15 protein-coding genes are annotated in these 17,544 nt (G+C 63.5%); 13 read left to right on the top strand and 2 right to left on the bottom strand.

Annotated elements, in window-relative coordinates:
• Positions 1-75: 75 nt before the first annotated feature.
• The 13 genes from rnc to phoB all read left to right on the top strand — a co-directional run bounded on the left by rnc (position 76) and on the right by phoB (position 14,056).
• Positions 76-801: a ribonuclease III gene (rnc, locus tag CFB17_RS03650; RefSeq protein WP_088560039.1), complete on the top strand. Its 726-nt coding sequence runs from the start codon at positions 76-78 to the stop codon at positions 799-801.
• Positions 798-1,736 (top strand): GTPase Era, encoded by a 939-nt coding sequence (gene era, locus CFB17_RS03645; protein ID WP_088560038.1) that lies wholly within the window; start codon positions 798-800, stop codon positions 1,734-1,736. The genes rnc and era overlap by 4 nt, the downstream gene beginning before the upstream one ends.
• A 12-nt stretch (positions 1,737-1,748) precedes the next feature.
• Complete coding sequence (gene recO, locus CFB17_RS03640) at positions 1,749-2,507, top strand: DNA repair protein RecO (RefSeq protein WP_088560037.1); 759 nt, start codon at positions 1,749-1,751, stop codon at positions 2,505-2,507.
• Positions 2,504-4,753, top strand: coding sequence for a DNA topoisomerase IV subunit A (gene parC / locus CFB17_RS03635; RefSeq protein WP_088560036.1), 2,250 nt, complete (start codon positions 2,504-2,506; stop codon positions 4,751-4,753). The genes recO and parC overlap by 4 nt, the downstream gene beginning before the upstream one ends.
• A gap of 11 nt (positions 4,754-4,764) precedes the next feature.
• Positions 4,765-5,160: a lysozyme inhibitor LprI family protein gene (locus CFB17_RS03630; protein WP_088560035.1), complete on the top strand. Its 396-nt coding sequence runs from the start codon at positions 4,765-4,767 to the stop codon at positions 5,158-5,160.
• Between the two features lie 123 nt (positions 5,161-5,283).
• Entirely contained in the window at positions 5,284-7,227 is a 1,944-nt protein-coding gene (locus CFB17_RS03625; RefSeq protein ID WP_243389713.1) for an acetoacetate--CoA ligase, read from the top strand.
• A gap of 19 nt (positions 7,228-7,246) precedes the next feature.
• On the top strand, positions 7,247-8,713 hold the full coding sequence (locus tag CFB17_RS03620; RefSeq protein ID WP_088560033.1) for an ATP-binding protein: 1,467 nt from the start codon (positions 7,247-7,249) through the stop codon (positions 8,711-8,713).
• A gap of 92 nt (positions 8,714-8,805) precedes the next feature.
• Complete coding sequence (pstS, locus tag CFB17_RS03615) at positions 8,806-9,822, top strand: phosphate ABC transporter substrate-binding protein PstS (RefSeq protein WP_088560032.1); 1,017 nt, start codon at positions 8,806-8,808, stop codon at positions 9,820-9,822.
• A 93-nt stretch (positions 9,823-9,915) separates the two neighbouring features.
• Positions 9,916-10,920, top strand: coding sequence for a phosphate ABC transporter permease subunit PstC (gene pstC, locus CFB17_RS03610; RefSeq protein WP_088560237.1), 1,005 nt, complete (start codon positions 9,916-9,918; stop codon positions 10,918-10,920).
• A gap of 2 nt (positions 10,921-10,922) precedes the next feature.
• Positions 10,923-11,810 (top strand): phosphate ABC transporter permease PstA, encoded by an 888-nt coding sequence (gene pstA / locus CFB17_RS03605; protein WP_088560031.1) that lies wholly within the window; start codon positions 10,923-10,925, stop codon positions 11,808-11,810.
• Positions 11,811-11,815: 5 nt separating this feature from the next.
• Positions 11,816-12,628 carry a phosphate ABC transporter ATP-binding protein PstB gene (gene pstB, locus CFB17_RS03600; RefSeq protein WP_088560030.1) on the top strand — a complete coding sequence of 271 codons (813 nt, stop codon included), beginning with the start codon at positions 11,816-11,818 and terminating at the stop codon, positions 12,626-12,628.
• Positions 12,629-12,647: 19 nt separating this feature from the next.
• Positions 12,648-13,346: a phosphate signaling complex protein PhoU gene (gene phoU, locus CFB17_RS03595; RefSeq protein WP_088560029.1), complete on the top strand. Its 699-nt coding sequence runs from the start codon at positions 12,648-12,650 to the stop codon at positions 13,344-13,346.
• A gap of 2 nt (positions 13,347-13,348) precedes the next feature.
• Entirely contained in the window at positions 13,349-14,056 is a 708-nt protein-coding gene (gene phoB / locus CFB17_RS03590) for a phosphate regulon transcriptional regulator PhoB (protein WP_088560028.1), read from the top strand.
• 20 nt (positions 14,057-14,076) lie between these two features.
• Here the strand turns inward: phoB and hrpB are convergent, their stop codons facing one another.
• Complete coding sequence (gene hrpB / locus CFB17_RS03585) at positions 14,077-16,512, bottom strand: ATP-dependent helicase HrpB (RefSeq protein ID WP_088560027.1); 2,436 nt, start codon at positions 16,510-16,512, stop codon at positions 14,077-14,079.
• Between the two features lie 48 nt (positions 16,513-16,560).
• On the bottom strand, positions 16,561-17,544 hold the full coding sequence (locus CFB17_RS03580) for a JAB domain-containing protein (protein ID WP_088560026.1): 984 nt from the start codon (positions 17,542-17,544) through the stop codon (positions 16,561-16,563).

The raw sequence follows: 17,544 nt of genomic DNA, 5'->3' as shown, positions 1-17,544 counted from the left end.
ACTCCAGCGCCGTCATATGTCCCGGTAGGCCATCGGCGGCGATTTTGCCCTGATGGGCTTCGGACGAACGGACCCTTGTCACAAGAAATCGAAACGATCATCGGCTATCGCTTCAGCGACCGCGATCTGCTGCGGGCGGCGCTCACGCATGCGAGCTCTGCCGGGCGGGAGCGCCGAGCGGGCAGGGGGCAGTCCAAGTCCGCGACGGGCAATAATCAGCGGCTCGAATTCCTGGGTGATCGCGTCCTGGGTCTGATCATCGCCGAGATCCTTCTTAGCCAATACCCGAAGGCCAGCGAAGGGGCCTTGACCAGTCGCTCTCAGGTGCTGGTCAGTACGGTGACGTTGGCCGAGATCGCCACTGAACTCAATCTCGGCCGTTGGCTGGTCACCGACGGTTCGCTCACTTCGGGCAGCGCGCAGTTTAGCCACAAGATGCAGGCGGATCTTTGCGAGGCTTTGATCGGTGCGATCTATACGGACGGGGGCATCGAGGCGGCGCGTCGTTTCATCCTGAGCCATTGGGAGAAGCGCGTGGCGGCCATGGCCGATCCACCGCGCGATCCTAAGATGGCGTTGCAGGAATGGGCGCTCGAACGCGGCATGGACCTTCCTTCCTACACTGTCCTCGAGACGCAGGGGCCGGCGCACGCGCCTTTGTTTCGTATTCGCGTTAAAGTCGGCAGCGAGCGGCCCGCGACGGCGGAGGGCAGTTCGAAGCGGCGTGCCGAGCAGGCTGCGGCACAAAAGTTGATCGATCATCTAACCGAGGCCGCCAACCAGAAGGCCAAGAACGCATGACCATCCCGGATACGGCTGCTTCCGGCGCGCCAGCCTCAACTCGGGCGGGCTTCGTGGCACTGCTGGGCGCTCCCAATGCCGGCAAGTCGAGTCTCCTCAATCGCTTGGTTGGAACCAAGGTCTCGATCGTCTCACCCAAGGTGCAGACCACGCGCCGCCGGGTGATCGGCATTGCGATCGCTGGCGACGCGCAACTTGTCTTCGTCGATACGCCCGGCATCTTCGAGCCGCATGAGAGCCGTCGCCTGGAACGGGCGATGGTCCAGGCGGCTTGGGCCGGAGCGGCGGAGGCGGATCTGGTCGTGGCCGTGGTGGACGCCCGCAAGGGACTGGACGGCGATACCATGCGCGTCCTGGATGGGATCGCCAAGGCAAGCACGCCCGCCATCGTTGCCATCAACAAGATCGATCTCGTCGAACAGCCCAAGCTCCTGCCGCTGATCAAGGCCGCGAATGAGCGCGTGCCCTTCGTCGCGACCTTCCTGGTCTCGGCGCTGGAGGGCCATGGTGTTCCCGATCTGCTGGCCGATATCGGTCGAAGGTTGCCGGAAGAACCCTGGCTCTTCCCCGAGGATCAGCTGTCGGATTTGTCGAGCAGGGCACTGGCTGCCGAGTTGACACGCGAGCAGATCTTTTTGAAACTCAACCAGGAATTGCCCTACAGCATTACCGTCGAGACCGAAGCCTGGAACGAGAATACTGACACGGGCGAGGTCAGGATTGACCAGACGATCTATGTCCAGCGCGATAGTCAAAAAGCCATTGTGCTCGGCAAGGGAGGGCGCCAGATCAAGGCCATCGGCGAAGCCGCGCGCAAGGAGATCGAGCGCAACCTGGAGTGCCGCGTCCACCTTTTTCTCTTCGTCAAGGTCCGTGAGCGCTGGACCGAGGATCCAGAGCGCTATCGCGAGCTGGGGCTCGATTTTAATTCCTGACACGCGCCATCGATGATCGAATGGCGCGACGAGGGTATCGTTCTTTCCAGTCGTCGACACGGCGAGAATGACGCGATCCTGGCCCTGATGACCTTCGAGCATGGCCGCCATATGGGTCTGGTCAGGGGCGGTGGTGGCCGGCGGCTTGGACCGCTGCTTCAGGCCGGCAATCGTCTCGAGGCGGTCTGGAAGGCCAGGATTGTTGATCATCTGGGCCATTTCGCCTTGGAGCCGGTACGCCTGTATGCGGCCGGCCTCCTGGACGATCCCTTGCGGCTCGCGGCCGCGGCCGGGGCATGCGCCATGGTCGATGAGGCGCTGCCGGAACGTGATCCACACCCTCGGCTCTTCGCGGCTTTGCTGACGCTTCTCGAGCGGCTGACCGGCGACGCGGCCTGGCCCGAGGCTTATGTGCGTTTCGAGCTGTTGCTTTTGGCCGAGCTCGGCTTTGGCCTGGAGCTCGATGTCTGCGCCGTCACGGGCGAGAGCGAGGGCCTGGCCTTCGTATCGCCGCGCACCGGCAAGGCCGTGACGATGGCAGCTGCCGGCACCTATGCCGATCGGCTCCTTCGCCTGCCGAGCTTTCTCGTTCTGCCGGTACCGGCGGATCGGCAGGGCATCGCCGACGGTCTACGGCTTGCAGGCTTCTTTCTCGACCGGCATATCGTGGGGCCGGTCGACAAGCCGTTGCCCCTGGCGCGCGACCGTTTCGTCAGTCTATGGCAGGCGCGCCTGGATGCCACCGATGACGCAAGGGAAGATGGAGCATGAGTCGAGCGGCCAACGCCGGTAGCGGGGGCCCCGAGGGCGGGGACATCCGCCCCGTCAACCTCAAGGACGCGCTTTCCGAGCGCTATCTTGCCTACGCACTCTCGACGATCACCTCCCGCTCGCTTCCGGACGTGCGCGACGGGCTAAAGCCCGTCCAGCGGCGGCTCCTCTACGCGATGCGCGAGTTGCGCCTGGACCCAGCCTCTGGTTACAAAAAATGCGCGCGTGTCGTCGGCGATGTGATCGGTAAGTTCCATCCACATGGTGACACCGCCGTCTATGATGCCATGGTGCGTCTCGCGCAGAGCTTTGCCCAACGCTACCCGCTCGTGGATGGCCAGGGCAATTTCGGCAATATCGACGGCGATAACCCGGCGGCGATGCGCTACACCGAGGCGCGGCTGACCGACGTTGCCATGGCGCTTCTTGAAGGAATCGACGAGAACGCCGTCGATTTTCGCGACACCTACGACGGCAGCGAAACCGAGCCCGTTGTATTGCCAGCGGCATTTCCCAACCTTCTGGCGAATGGCGCCGCCGGTATTGCCGTCGGCATGGCCACCAACATCCCGCCGCACAATGCGGGCGAGCTCCTGGACGCGTTGGCCTGGATGCTCAAGCGCAAAGCCGGGGAACTGCCCTCGGTTGAGGAGTTGATGGCGCATATCAAGGGACCGGACCTGCCGACAGGGGGCGTTCTCATCGATAGTCCGGAACTGATCGCCGCCGCTTATCGGACGGGGCGTGGTTCGCTTCGCCTGCGAGCCAAGTGGGAAAGAGAGGAGCTGCCGCACGGGCTCTACCAGGTGGTCATTACCGAGATCCCCTATCTCGTGCAGAAATCCCGCCTGCTTGAGCGCCTGGCCGAGTTGTTTGCCGCCAAGAAGCTGCCGCTTCTTCAAGATCTGCGCGACGAATCCGCGGATACGGTCCGGCTCATCCTTGTCCCGCGTGCACGGACCATCCCAGCCGATGCCTTGATGGAGCAAGTCTTCAAGGCGTCCGAGCTCGAGGTGCGCCTATCCTTGAATATGAACGTGCTCGATGCGCAGGGCGTGCCCCGCGTCATGGGCATCGCCGAGATCTTGCAGAGCTTCCTCGACCACCGGATGGTCGTTCTCATCCGGCGAACGGAATTCCGGCTGGGCAAGATCGCCGATCGGCTGGAGGTACTGGAAGGCTATCTCAAGGCTTTCCTCGATCTCGATCGCGTTATTCAGATCATTCGCGAGGAAGACGAGCCCAAGGCAGCACTTATCGCCGCCTTCGAGTTGACCGACCGGCAGGCCGAGGCGATCCTTAATCTCCGGTTGCGCAATCTGCGCCGGCTCGAGGAGATGGAGCTCCAGGGTGAGGCCAAGAAGCTCCGGGACGAGCAGGCCGATCTGCAGGCGCTGCTGGCCGACGAGGGCTTGAGGCGGGGCCGGTTGCGCGAGCAGATCCTGGCAACGAAGAAAGCCTTTGGTAGCGGCGAGCTCGGCCGTCGACGCACGGAGCTGGGCTCGGCACCGACGGTCTCGGCCGAGATCATCGACCTTCCCGTCGAACGTTTCCCTGTCACCGTGGTGCTCTCGGCCAAGGGCTGGATCCGGGCCATGCGCGGGCATCTCGAGGCATCGGCCGAGGTCAAGTACAAAGAGGGCGACGGCGAGCGGTTCCTGCTCCATTCCCAGACGAGCGACAAGCTCCTGCTGCTGACCACGGATGGCAAGGTCTTCACCATCGGTGTCGACCGGCTGCCCGGCGGCCGCGGGCAGGGCGAACCCTTGACGTTATTCGTCGACATTGCCCGCGGCGTGGAGATCGTCGCGGCGCGCATTCACGAGCCGGAGGGGCGTCTCATTCTGGCCACCAAGGACGGCCGGGGCTTCCAGGCGGTCGAGAAGGAGTTGTTGGCCCAGACCAAGACCGGTCGCCAGGTCGTCAATCTCGACCAGGGCCTGAAGCTCGATTTCGCCGTCCCGGTGCGAGGCGACATGGTCGCGGTAACGGCCACCAACCACAAACTCCTCGTCTTTCCGCTGGAGGAGTTGCCGATCATGGCCCGAGGCAAGGGGGTCTTGATCATGCGCATGAAGGATGGCGAACTCGCCGACATCAAGACGTTCCAGGCCGATGAGGGGCTTACCTTCGGTCCGCCTGGGCAGACTCGACGCGTGAACGACCTGCAGGGTTATATGGGCAAGCGGGCCGGCAGCGGCCGGCTGGCACCGCGCGGTTTCCCACGCCACCATCGATTCGAGTAAGACGCCGGCGCATGCGTTATCTGGTAGTATTGGCGATGGTGACGCTCCTTGGTTCCGCCGATCCGGCGCAGGCGGAAGCGTGCCTGGATCTGCTGACCAAGCCTTCCGATGCCGCGGCCTGTATTGAGCGAAGCACCAAGGACGCCGAGGTCGAACTCGCCGCGCGGCTGAGGACCTTGAAAGCGCAGATCGCCAAGCAGACGATCAAGGCGACGCGACGGCAAATGTCGTCGGACCTTCAGGAAATGCAGACGCATTGGACTGCGTTTGCGGGCGCGGAGTGCGAACTCGAGGCGAAGGCCGCCAGCGGTCAGGATGACGCGCCTTATGCCGGGAGCCTCTGTCGTCGGCGCCTTATCGATGCCTACACCAAAGATGTCGTCGAGCTGACAAAGAAGCTGCGCTAGATTCCTTCCCTCGCGCGGCCGGAGTTTCCAGCGGCCGCGACTCTCCATAAACTCGAGGCAACGACCGATCGGGCGGTATGACCAACCCGGTTCAAGAGGCAGACACGCGAAAGGCCGTCGATGATGAGCGATCAACCCTTGTGGCGACCGGATGCCGTGCGGGCGCAAGGGACACAGATCATGGCCTTTGCGCAGGCGCATGGCTTTAACGGCGATAGCGCTATCACCGATCTCTGGCATTGGTCGGTTCATAACGCCTCCGCCTTCTGGCAGGACATCTGGCGGCTGGGCGAGGTCCAATCGGAAGCGCCTTACGAGGAGGCCCTGGTCGAAGGTACGCATATGCGCGATGCGCGCTGGTTCACTGGCGCGCGATTGAACTTCGCCCGCAATCTCCTGCGTCGCGATGACGACACGCCAGCCCTGATCTTTCGTGGCGAGAACGGCTTGCGCCGCCAATTGTCCTGGGCGCAGCTTCGGGCACAGGTGACGGCATTGGCGGCCGCCTTGAAGGCCGATGGCGTCGATGTCGGCGATCGCGTGGCAGGATATCTGCCCAATCTGCCGGAGACGATCATCGCGCATCTGGCAACGTCGTCGCTTGGCGCCATCTGGTCGTCCTGCTCGCCCGATTTCGGCGTGCGCGGTGTGCTCGACCGGTTCGGACAGATCGAGCCCAAGGTCCTGATCACAGTCGATGGCTATCATTATGCCGGCAAGCGCATCGATATCGGCGCCAAGGTCAAAGCGGTGGCGGCAGAGCTGCCAGCGCTCGTGCGGATCGTCATGGTGCCTTATCTCGATCGCGAGGCCATGCCGCCCTCACTGCCTGGCGCCGTCCGTTGGGAGAATTATCTCTCGGCTGACCCCGGCCCACTGAGCTTTGCCGAGCTTCCCTTCGATCATCCACTCGTCATCATGTACTCCTCGGGCACCACGGGGACGCCCAAGGCCATCGTCCATGGCCAGGGCGGTGTTCTCTTGAATCTTATTCGCGAGCATCGGCTCCATAGCGATATCCGGCCGGGCGAGCGTGTGTTTTATTTCACGACCTGTGGCTGGATGATGTGGAACTGGCTGGTGGGCGCGCTCGCCAGCCAGGCGACCCTGGTGCTCTTCGACGGTTCGCCTTTCCATCGTGACGCCTCTGTGCTCTGGCGGATCGCCGAGGAAGAGGAAGTCTCGGTGTTCGGCACCTCCGCCAAATATATCGACGCGCTGCGCAAGGCCGATTATGCGCCGAGGGATCGGCATGCGCTGGACCGGTTGCGGGCCGTTCTGTCGACCGGGTCGCCGCTGGTGCCGGAGGCCTTCGAGTGGGTCTATGCCAACGTCAAGAGGGATCTCCAGCTCTCATCGATCTCCGGGGGTACCGATATCCTGGGTTGTTTCGCCCTGGGCAATCCCGCCGGACCGGTCTTCGCTGGCGAGCTGCAGATGCGCGGCCTTGGCATGGCCGTCGAGGTCTGGAATGCCGAGGGTCGCGCCGTCAGGGGCGAGCGGGGCGAACTGGTCTGCACGCGGCCCTTTCCCTCCATGCCGGTGGCCTTCTGGAACGACCCGGACGGCAGCCGCTATCATGCCAGCTATTTCGCCAACTTCCCGGGCATCTGGTGTCATGGCGACTATGCCGAGCTCACCCAGCATGACGGGATCATCATCCTCGGGCGCTCCGACGCCGTGCTCAACCCTGGTGGCGTTCGCATCGGGACAGCCGAGATCTACCGCCAGGTCGAGGGCATCGACGAGGTGCAGGAGGCGATCTGCGTCGGCCAGGATTGGGAGGGCGACGTGCGCGTGATCCTCTTCGTCAAGCTCAAGGACGGAACCGCGCTGACGAGCGATCTCGAGTCCAAGATCAAGGCCCGGATCAGGGAGAACGCGACGCCGCGCCACGTGCCGGCACGCATCCTGGCGGTCGACGATATCCCGCGCACGATGAGCGGCAAGATCACCGAGATCGCGGTGCGGGACGTCGTCCATGGCCGCCCGGTCAAGAACACGGAGGCTTTGGCCAACCCGGACGTGTTGGCCTTCTTCAAGGACCGTCCGGAACTGGCGCACTGACTGCTGAGAGAGGCGGGTCATGCGCTCCTGGCGTCTCGTCGTCCTCGAGGCAATCCTTATCGCCCTGCCGGGCCTGCTGGCGCTCCTGGCCGTTCTCGTCACGGGCGCTGCCCATCTGGCCGTCGGGATCGGACTGGGCGTCGTCCTTCTGATCGTCCTTGCCTGTGTGCATGCACGCAGGCGCGGGCGCGATGCCAGCCGTCTCCTCGACTGGCTGAACGACCTGGTCACAAGCGAACCGTTGCTGGATGACGGGAGCGAGCGTGCGTCGGCCGCCCCCAATCTGCATGGTCCCCTTCGCTTCGTGGCGCGCTCGATCGCCGATATGGCAGAGCTTCTGGCCGATCGCGGCCGGCGGCTGAGACGTCAGGAGCGAAGCCTCGCCACGATCGTGGCCGGCATCTTGGACCCGATCCTGGTCGTCGATCGCCATCGGGCGATCGATCTCGCCAATCCGGCGGCCGATCGCGCCTTCGGCGTGCGCTTGAACGGGCTTCCGCTCACCCGGGCCATTCGCGATCCGGGTGTCCTGGCGGCAGTCGACGCGGCCATCGGAACAGGCAGCGCCAACAATGTGGCCTTTAGTCCGACCTTGGATCGCGGCAAGCAGTTCATAGCCCGCGTCATGCCGATTTCGCTGCGCAATGGCCTGCCAGGCGTCCTCCTTGCCCTGCGGGAACAGTCGGAGCATGTTCTAATCGAGCGCATGCGATCGGACTTCGTCGCCAATGCCAGCCACGAGATCCGTACGCCTCTAGCCTCGATAATTGGCATCACCGAAACGCTGCAAGGCCCGGCTAAGGACGACGCAGCGGCCCGGGAGATGTTCCTTGAGATGATGGCCGACGAGGCGCGACGCATGCAGCGGCTCATCGACGATCTATTGTCCCTCTCGAAGATCGAAGTCGCGGCCAACCAGCAACCGGAAGCGAGCCTCGATGCGCAAGCCGTCGTCGAGGAGGTGATCGACCGGCTGCGCAAGACGGCCAGGGAGGTGAACTCGCACCTGAGCCTGACGCCAGTTTCAGCCGAGCGAACGCTGCCACCCGTCAGGGCGGATCACGATCAGCTCCACCAGATGGTTTTCAATCTGGTCGACAACGCGCTCAAATACGGTGCCGGCCGGCCGGTCGACGTCACGCTCCGCCACCTGGCGCGAGCCGAGGGCGATGTCGGTCCCTTGACGGGGCGGCCATGCCTGGAGATCGCCATCACCGATCATGGCGAGGGCATCCCACCAGAGCATCTGGGACGGCTCACGGAGCGCTTCTACCGCGTGGACAAGGCACGTTCGCGCAAGATCGGCGGCACCGGGCTCGGTCTGGCGATCGTCAAGCACATCGTCCGTCGCCATCAGGGTCACCTCCGTATCGAGAGCCGACTTGGCCTGGGGAGTTGTTTTTCGATCTTCCTGCCGCTGGCCGATATCGGCGATCCGGCGAAGGCCGCGATAATCTCCGAGTACAATCACGAAACCATCACATAACCGTCATAGAGACAGCGCGACGGCGGCACAGAAGAACGGCGAACCCGAGCCGCGGCCGCCGCGGTTCTCTCGCAATCGAACGGAGATGGCTCATGCGTACCTTGAGCGGCGCCTTGGCTGGTGCATTGTTGACCATCAGCGCCGGCTTGGCCCAGGCGACCGATATTTCTGGTGCCGGTGCCACCTTTCCCTATCCCGTCTATGCGAAGTGGGCCGAGGCGTATAAGGCCGAGACCGGTGTTGGCATGAACTATCAGTCGATCGGTTCCGGGGGCGGCATCAAGCAGATCATCGCGCGAACGGTGACCTTCGGTGCCTCTGACGCGCCGATGAAGAGCGAGGATCTCGAGAAAAACGGTCTCGTGCAGTGGCCGCAGATCATGGGCGGCGCCGTGCCGGCCGTGAATCTTCCGGGCATCCAGCCTGGCGGCATCACGCTGGACGGTCATACGATCGCCGAGATCTATCTGGGTAACATCACGAGTTGGAACGATCCGCAGATCGCCGCTCTGAACAAGGGCGTGAACCTGCCGGATATTGCGATCGCGCCCGTTTATCGCTCCGATGGCTCGGGCACCAATTTCCTCTTCACAACCTTCCTCTCCCAGACCGACGATGCGTTCGCCAAGAACGTCGGTGCCAACGCCTCGGTACAGTGGCCAGCCGGCATCGGCGCCAAGGGTAATGAAGGCGTAGCCAACATGGTGCGTCAGACGCAGGGTAGCATCGGCTATGTCGAATATGCCTACGTCAAGCAGAACAAGATGACGTTCGCCAAGTTGATGAACAGCGCGGGCAAGGCCGTAGAGCCCGATTCCAAGGCCTTTGCCGCTGCCGCAGCCAATGCGGACTGGAAATCGGCCCCGGGTTACTATCTCATTCTCACCAATCAGCCGGGGGCCGATAGCTGGCCCATCACGGGTGCTTCGTTCATCCTGATGCCCAAAGAACCCAAAGATCCAGCCGCGGCGAAGGCAGCGATCAGTTTTTTCCGCTGGGCCTTTGAGAAGGGTGGCGCGCTGGCCGATGGACTGGACTACGTGCCGATGCCGCCCGCCGTCGTGAAATCCGTCGAGGAACTCTGGCAGGGCTCGATCAAGGTCAACTGACCGTCGAACGATCAAGGGTCTGCCTTGGCACCGCATCTTTCATGATCGAAGGATGCGGTATCGATGGATCGCCCCATTTCATCCGGAACCATCATGGCTCGAGCTTTCCTTAACCATCGCGATGGAACGAAGGGCGGAATCGCCGAACGCGGCATCACCCCCGCCTTTGCCAAGCGCCAGCAGGCGCAGGATTCGATCTTTTATTATTTGACGCTCGGCTTTGCCCTCCTTGTTCTGGTCATTCTGGGCAGCATCATGGCTTCCTTGATCGATGGGGCCTGGCCTGCCTTCGCCACATTCGGTCTGGGCTTCATCACGACCGAGATCTGGAACCCGGTCACCGAGCAGTTCGGTGCGCTGGCGCCGATCTACGGTACGCTTGTGACCTCGGCCATCGCCCTTCTGATCGGCGTACCGGTGAGCTTCGGCATTGCGATCTTCATCACCGAGCTTTGCCCTCGCGGCTTGAAGCGGCCGATCGGCATCGCCATCGAGCTTCTGGCGGGTATTCCCAGTATCATCTACGGCATATGGGGCCTCTTCGTCTTCGCGCCCTTCATGCAGCTTTATATCCAGCCCTTCCTGATCAAGGGGCTAGGGCCGCTGCCCCTCATAGGCTCGCTCTTCAAGGGGCCTCCTTACGGTATCGGGATCCTTACGGCCGGGATCATTCTGGCGATCATGATCCTGCCCTTCATCACGTCCGTGACGCGCGATGTTTTCGAGACGGTGCCGCCAATGCTGAAGGAATCGGCCTACGGGCTGGGTGCTACCACCTGGGAGGTGGTGAGCAGGATCGTGCTTCCCTACTCTCGCGTGGGCGTGACGGGCGGGGTCATGCTTGGGCTTGGGCGCGCGCTTGGCGAAACCATGGCCATCACCTTCGTCATTGGCAACGCGCATCGGATCAGCAACTCGATCCTGGCGCCCGGCACGACGATCTCGGCTTCGATTGCCAATGAGTTCACCGAGGCCGTGGGCGACCTCTATACCAGCGCCCTGATCGGCTTGGGGCTGATCCTCTTCGTGATCACGTTCTTCGTCCTGGTGCTCGCAAGGCTGATGCTGATGCGCATGGACAAGAAGGCTGGAGGCTGAGCATGGCAGCGACCTCCCTCTCGAAGAGCCTTTATGCCAGGCGCCGAAGCACCAACTTCGTCGCGATGCTGTTGGCCATGGGTGCCGCCGTCTTTGGCCTGTTCTGGCTCTTTGCCATTCTTGGAACCTTGTTCTGGAACGGCTTCTCGGCGATCGATCTTGCGATTTTCACGCAGAATACGCCCGCACCGGGAAGTGCCGGCGGGCTCGCCAATGCCATTATCGGCAGCCTTGCCATGACGCTCATCGCTACGCTTGTCGGTACGCCAATCGGCATCATGGCTGGTACCTACCTGGCCGAGTACGGCAAGAAGTCGGTCCTGGCCTCAGTGATCCGCTTCATCAACGACATCCTCCTTTCCGCGCCCTCGATCATTATCGGCCTCTTTGTCTACGTCATCTTCGTCCTGCAGGTCGGGCATTTCTCGGGTTGGGCCGGATCGCTCGCTCTGTCCTTTCTCGTCATCCCGGTCGTCGTGCGGACCTCCGAGGACATGCTCAATCTCGTGCCGACCGGCCTGCGCGAGGCCGCGGCGGCATTGGGCGCGCCGCGATGGAAGGTGGTGGCGTTCATTGCCTACAAGGCCGCGCGCAACGGCATGATCACAGGCGTGCTCCTGGCCATCGCGCGGATCAGCGGCGAGACGGCGCCGCTTCTCTTCACCTCCCTGAACAATCAATTCGGCGGAAGCGGTTTCTTCTCGTTCTGGAGCAGCGACATGAACGCGCCGATGGCCAATCTGCCGGTAGCGATCTTCCAGATGGCGCTCAGTCCCTATGAGGACTGGCAGCGACTTGCCTGGGGCGGCTCGCTGCTCATCACCGTCGCCATCCTGGCGTTGAACATCGCAGCTCGCGGCCTGGCAGCCCTGACAAGCAAGGGGAACTAGAACTCATGAACGCCGAACTGGCATCTTTGGCCACGGGCCAGCCAAGCAATGTCGACGCCGCCCTGAGTGCCAAGATCGACATCCGCAATCTGAATTTCTTCTATGATAAGTTCCATGCGCTGAAGGACATCAACCTCAAGCTGCAGACAGGCAAGGTCACGGCCTTCATCGGCCCCTCCGGCTGCGGCAAGTCCACCCTTCTGCGTGTCTTGAACCGCATTTATGACCTCTACCCGAAGCTGCGGGCTGAGGGTGAGGTTCTCTTTGACGGCGAGAATATCTTGGCCCCCGGCCAGGACCTCAATCTCCTTCGGGCCCGTATCGGCATGGTGTTTCAAAAGCCGACGCCCTTCCCAATGTCGATCTATGATAATGTCGCCTTCGGCATCCGGCTCTACGAGAAGCTTTCCAAGTTGGAGCTCGACGGCCGGATCGAGGCGGCGTTGCGTCGGGCCGCCTTGTGGGACGAGGTCAAGGACAAGCTGCATCAAAGCGGTCTCGGGCTCTCGGGCGGTCAGCAGCAGCGCCTTTGCATCGCGCGCAGCGTTGCCGTCAAGCCAGAGGTCATCCTGCTCGATGAGCCATGCTCGGCACTCGACCCGATCTCGACGGCCAAGATCGAGGAACTCATCGACGAGCTGAAGCAGGATTATACGATCGCCATTGTTACCCATAACATGCAGCAGGCGGCGCGTACCTCCGACTACACCGCCTTCATGTATCTGGGGCAGTTGATCGAATTCTCGCCGACACAGCAGGTTTTCACCAATCCGCGCGAGAAACGCACCCAGGATTATATCACTGGCCGTTTCGGCTAAGGCTCGAGGGAGAGCTCTCATGGTAAATCAGGCAGCTGATCCTTCGGGCGCCAAGCATATCGTCCAGTCATTCGACGACGACATGAACGGCCTGACGTCCAAGATCATCCAGATGGGCGGCTTTGCCGAGCGACAGGTGGCCGATGCCGTCGAAGCGCTGGTCAATCGCGATATCGTCAGCGCCTCGCGGGTCATTGAGCGCGACAAGGAGGTCGATCATTTCGAGGAGGAGATCGATCAGGACGTCATCCGCATCCTGGCGATGCGCCAGCCCATGGCGGTAGATCTGCGGATCATCACTATGGCGCTCAAGATCAGCAACGATCTCGAGCGCACCAGCGATTATGCCGTCTCGATCGCCAAGCGGGCGCAGCGCCTTGCGGATCATCCCGAGTTTGCGGCGATGAACCAGGTCCGTCGCATCAGCGAGCAGGCCATTGGCATGGTCAAGGACGTGCTGGACGCCTTTGTCGATCGCGATGTCGAGAAGGCAACGGACGTCTGGAACCGCGATCAGGAACTGGACCGCAACTATACCAGCCTGTTCCGCGAGCTCATCACCTACATGCTGGAGGATCCCCGCAGGATCAGCCAGTGCATCGATCTTCTTTTCATCGCCAAGAACCTCGAGCGCATCGGCGACCACGCGACCAATATAGCTGAGAAGATCAACTACATGATGCTTGGTTCCTCTATCAATCAGCCAAGGCGCGATTGACGATGAGCAGGCCCTTGATCCTGATCGTCGAGGACGAAGCGGCATTGCAGAAGCTCCTGGCCTATAATCTGCGAGCGGCCGACTTCGAGACCATGCAGGCTTATGACGGCGAGGAGGCTCTGACCCTCATAGCCGAGCGTGAACCAGACCTCGTCCTGCTCGATTGGATGCTGCCCCAGCTTTCCGGTATCGAGATCTGTCGCCAGCTTCGCCGCCGCAGCGAGACGGCGAGCATGCCGATCATCATGCTGACGGCCCGCGGCGAGGAGCCTGACAGGCTGCGTGGCCTCGATACCGGGGCTGACGACTATATCACCAAGCCGTTCTCGCCGGCCGAGCTCATCGCCCGCATCCGTGCCGTGCTGCGCCGCGTGCGGCCGGCCTTCACGGACCAGATCCTGTCATTCCATGACCTGCGCATGGACCTGACGGCACATCGCGTGTTCAGGCGCGATCGCGAGATCCATCTCTCGCCGACCGAGTTCCGGCTGTTGCGGCATCTTCTCGAGAATCCTGGCCGCGTCTTCAGCCGCTCGGCCCTGTTGGACAGGGTCTGGGGCGGTGAGCTCGACATTGAGCTGCGCACGGTCGATGCGACCGTGCGCCGGTTGCGTCGAGCGCTGAACGGCGACGACGAAGCCGACCTTCTGCGCACCGTTCGCGCCGAGGGTTATTCGCTCGACCATAAATTCGCCGAATCGGCCCATTAGGACGGCCTGCTCGCTTCGCCTCATCTGTCCCGCACGGACGCCAGCGGGTCCTCGGGCCAGTCGTGTTTAGGATACCGGCCGCGCAGGTCTTTGCGGATCTTGGCATAGCTGCCGCGCCAAAAGCGCGGCAGATCGCTGGTCACCTGAATCGGTCGTTGGGCGGGTGAGAGCAGGTGAACGCTCAATGGGACGCCGGCAACCGAGGGGTGGCTGTCGACACCCAAAAGATCCTGCAGACGCGTGGCGATGACGGGTTGCGGGCCCTCATAATCGATCCGTAGCTGGCGGCCGCCGGGCGTCTGCCAGGCGGCGGGTGCCAGGCGATCCAGGGCCTGACGCTGCTCCCAGCTGAGCAGGCCGCCCAGGGCCGCCTCCATGTCGATGTTGAGGAAGTTCCGGCGGCCTGCGAGATAGGGTGCGAGCCACGTATCGAGGCTTGCCATGAGCGCCTCGTCATCCGTCGCGGGCCAGCGACCCTTCTCCATGCGCGCGGCGAATCGCAAGCGGGCCAGCAGCGACCTCGCGCCATTCGTCCAGGGCAGCACCTCGAGTCCCTCGTCGCGAAGATGCTGAAGGAGCGCCTCCGTGATCGCTTCCGGTGCGACGTCCAAAAGGGGCTGTTGAAGGAGGACGATGGTGCCAAGGCGGGTCGTCCGGGTGGCCTCGATCCGGCCGGTATCGGCGGCGAAGGCCACTTCGTCCTCGACGCGGATGGCGTCCGCACAAAGGCGCTGCAGGCGATCCGAGGCAATTTCGGCCGCCAGATGGATGCGCGCCTCGGCGCCGCCGTCGTCGAGGTCGGCCGCGACGATCCAAGGCGCCGCCGCCATGGGGGTGCCCATGGCAAATCGGGCGCCACGGCCGTTTGCCAGACGAAAACTGCCGCTTTTACCCCGACCCTGACCGACGCGTTCGGGATAGGCCAGGGCCAGCGCCTCGCCCGCGCGCTGCGGTTCGATCGGCTGCGCGGGGCCGGCAAGCCTGGCGATCTGGCCTGCGACCCGTTGCAACTCCCTAAGAGCGCCCTTGTCGGCGTTGCCACCGCCCTGCTGCCAGAGTTCGAGACGGTGACCGAGATCCGGGTCCTGCGACTGGCGCCAAGGATCGCGCGCGGAGAGGAGGGCCGCCAGCGCCACTGCCGTGCCCACAAGGCCGTGCTCTTCGGCGCGAACGATCATGTGGGCCAGTCGAGGGTGCAGGGGTAAAGCGCGGATCCGGCTGCCATGCGGGGTGATCCCGCCATCTTCTGCCAGGGCGCCAAGTGACCGCAGCGTCGATATCGCCCGTCCCCAGGTCGCCGTGGGCGGGGCCGTCAACCAGCGCAGCGCATCCGGTCCACGTACCCCCCAGGCAGCCAGCTCGAGGGCTAGAGGGGCAAGGTCCGCGCGCTCCATCTCCGGCGTATCATGGGCGGGGCGTAGACGCTGCGCGCCTTCGGCCCAAAGGCGAAAACAGTGACCTGGACGCTGCCGGCCGGCCCGGCCGGCACGCTGTTCGGTTGCCGCTTGCGAGACCTCTATGGTCTCCAGGCGGCTCATGCCGGTCCGGGGCGAGAAGGCGGGCTTGCGGGCGAGCCCGGCATCGATGACGATCGAGACGCCGTCGATCGTCAGCGAGGTCTCGGCAATGTCGGTCGCGAGGATGATCTTGCGCCGGCCCTCCGAGTCGCCTTGGAGTGCCCGGTCCTGCTGGGCCGGCGGCAGGTCGCCATATAAAGGGACGATGGCCAGCTCCCGGTATGCCGGGTCGCTTTCCAGCGCCATCCGGGTCCGGCGAATTTCGGCAGTGCCTGGCAGGAAGCAGAGTATGTCGCCGCCGTCGATCGCCAGGGCCGTTTGCAGGGCCGATGCTATCTGTGCCGGCAGCGGCAGGTCCTTGGGGGATGGCAGATAATGCCGCGTGACGGGAAAGCTTCGCCCTTCGGAGCGGATGACCGGCGCGTCGTCGAGGAGGGCCGAGACCGTCGAGGCCGCGAGCGTTGCCGACATGACGAGGATGGCCAGATCGGGCCTTAGCGCTTGCTGGGCCTCGATTGCCAGGGCCAGGCCCAGATCGGCGTCGAGCGAGCGTTCATGAAATTCATCGAAGATGATGACGGCCACACCTTCGAGGGTGGGATCGGCCTGGATTCGGCGGGTAAAGATACCTTCGGTCACCACCTCGACGCGGGTCTGGAGCGAGCCCACCCGCTCGAAGCGCGTCGTCCAGCCGACCCGCTTGCCCGGCTCTTCCTCCAGCAGGGCCGACATGCGCCTTGCCGCGGCACGCGTCGCCACCCGGCGCGGCTCCAGCATGAGGATGCGACCTTGTACCCATTGCTGCTGCATCAAGGTCAAAGGGACCAGCGTCGTCTTGCCGGCCCCGGGCGGGGCGACGAGGACGGCGCGGCGGTCGCGTTCCAGAGCGGCCACCAGCTCCGGAAGGACAGGGGCGACGGGAAGATCGAAGGGCGGCATCGGACATCATGGTGGTGGGGGCCGCCGGTCGCGGCGGCGGTCAGCGCGCTAGATGAGCTTTTGCGCCTTGAAGCTCAAGTGGCGATTCTTGCCGACGATGACATGGTCGTGCATTTGCACGCCCACCGTCTCCAGCGCCTCGATCACCTGCCGCGTCATCTCGATGTCGGCCTTGGAAGGCGTCGGGTCGCCGCTTGGATGATTGTGGACCATGATGATCGCCGATGCGCTGAGTTCCAGTGCCCGCTTGACCACCTCGCGCGGATAGAGTGGCGTGTGGTCGACGGTGCCGCGACTCTGGACCTCGTCACGCAGCAGGCCGTTCTTGCGATCGAGGAAGAGGATGCGGAATTGTTCGGCCGCACCATGCGCCATGGAGGCCTGGAGATAGTCGGTCAGAGCACTCCAGGATGCGATCGGCGTAGCCGTGCGTATGGGCTCCTTGAGGACGCGCACGATCGTCTCATGCACCGCCTTGAGGAGCACGGACGTGAAATGCAGATCGTCGGTCCGGTTCTTCGTCCATTCGTCGCCGTCTTCCTCACGTGGCGGCTCGAGGCCTGGAATCTCGGCATAGCGGGCATGCTCCGCCGCCAGGGCGGCACCAAGGCCGCCGAAGCGCTCGATCATCGCCTTGGCGATGGGCTTCGTGTCGCGGCGATGGACGGAAAAGAAGAGTAGGAGCTCCAAGAGCTCGTAATCCGCGAGGCTCGCGGGCGACGTCTCGATGAAGCGATCGCGCAACCTACGCCGATGACCATGATAATGCTTGCCGCCCCAGGAGTGACCGCCGCCCGGGCCAGGCAAGGGCGCTTCCGCCAGCCCGGGTCCGGCAAAGCCCTCGACCAGCCGCCAGTGCTTGTCGCTGCTGCTCCAACGGCCGCCAAGCCGCTTGATCAGCTCGCGATGCGGGAAGGTATCGCCGACGATGACGTGATCGACGCCGCCCGACTGATTGCCGCGTTCGACGAGCGAAAGACCGACATCCGCAAGCTTGCGCGCTACGTTCTCCCTGGATACTGCATCGTTCAT

It is taken from the genome of Arboricoccus pini, assembly GCF_900187945.1.
GTDB lineage: Bacteria > Pseudomonadota > Alphaproteobacteria > Geminicoccales > Geminicoccaceae > Arboricoccus > Arboricoccus pini.
The sequence above is the reverse complement of the archived record's forward strand: the minus strand, read 5'-3'. Positions and strand labels throughout refer to the sequence as shown.

Excerpts from the sequence above, each read along its gene's own strand:
- era (WP_088560038.1), top strand. The coding sequence starts at position 798 with ATGACCATCCCGGATACGGCTGCTTCCGGCGCGCCAGCCTCAACTCGG.
- recO (WP_088560037.1), top strand. The coding sequence starts at position 1,749 with ATGATCGAATGGCGCGACGAGGGTATCGTTCTTTCCAGTCGTCGACAC.
- parC (WP_088560036.1), top strand. The coding sequence starts at position 2,504 with ATGAGTCGAGCGGCCAACGCCGGTAGCGGGGGCCCCGAGGGCGGGGAC.
- CFB17_RS03630 (WP_088560035.1), top strand. The coding sequence starts at position 4,765 with ATGCGTTATCTGGTAGTATTGGCGATGGTGACGCTCCTTGGTTCCGCC.
- CFB17_RS03625 (WP_243389713.1), top strand. The coding sequence starts at position 5,284 with ATGAGCGATCAACCCTTGTGGCGACCGGATGCCGTGCGGGCGCAAGGG.
- CFB17_RS03620 (WP_088560033.1), top strand. The coding sequence starts at position 7,247 with ATGCGCTCCTGGCGTCTCGTCGTCCTCGAGGCAATCCTTATCGCCCTG.
- pstS (WP_088560032.1), top strand. The coding sequence starts at position 8,806 with ATGCGTACCTTGAGCGGCGCCTTGGCTGGTGCATTGTTGACCATCAGC.
- pstC (WP_088560237.1), top strand. The coding sequence starts at position 9,916 with ATGGCTCGAGCTTTCCTTAACCATCGCGATGGAACGAAGGGCGGAATC.
- pstA (WP_088560031.1), top strand. The coding sequence starts at position 10,923 with ATGGCAGCGACCTCCCTCTCGAAGAGCCTTTATGCCAGGCGCCGAAGC.
- pstB (WP_088560030.1), top strand. The coding sequence starts at position 11,816 with ATGAACGCCGAACTGGCATCTTTGGCCACGGGCCAGCCAAGCAATGTC.
- phoU (WP_088560029.1), top strand. The coding sequence starts at position 12,648 with ATGGTAAATCAGGCAGCTGATCCTTCGGGCGCCAAGCATATCGTCCAG.
- phoB (WP_088560028.1), top strand. The coding sequence starts at position 13,349 with ATGAGCAGGCCCTTGATCCTGATCGTCGAGGACGAAGCGGCATTGCAG.
- hrpB (WP_088560027.1), bottom strand. The coding sequence starts at position 16,512 with ATGCCGCCCTTCGATCTTCCCGTCGCCCCTGTCCTTCCGGAGCTGGTG.
- CFB17_RS03580 (WP_088560026.1), bottom strand. The coding sequence starts at position 17,544 with ATGAACGATGCAGTATCCAGGGAGAACGTAGCGCGCAAGCTTGCGGAT.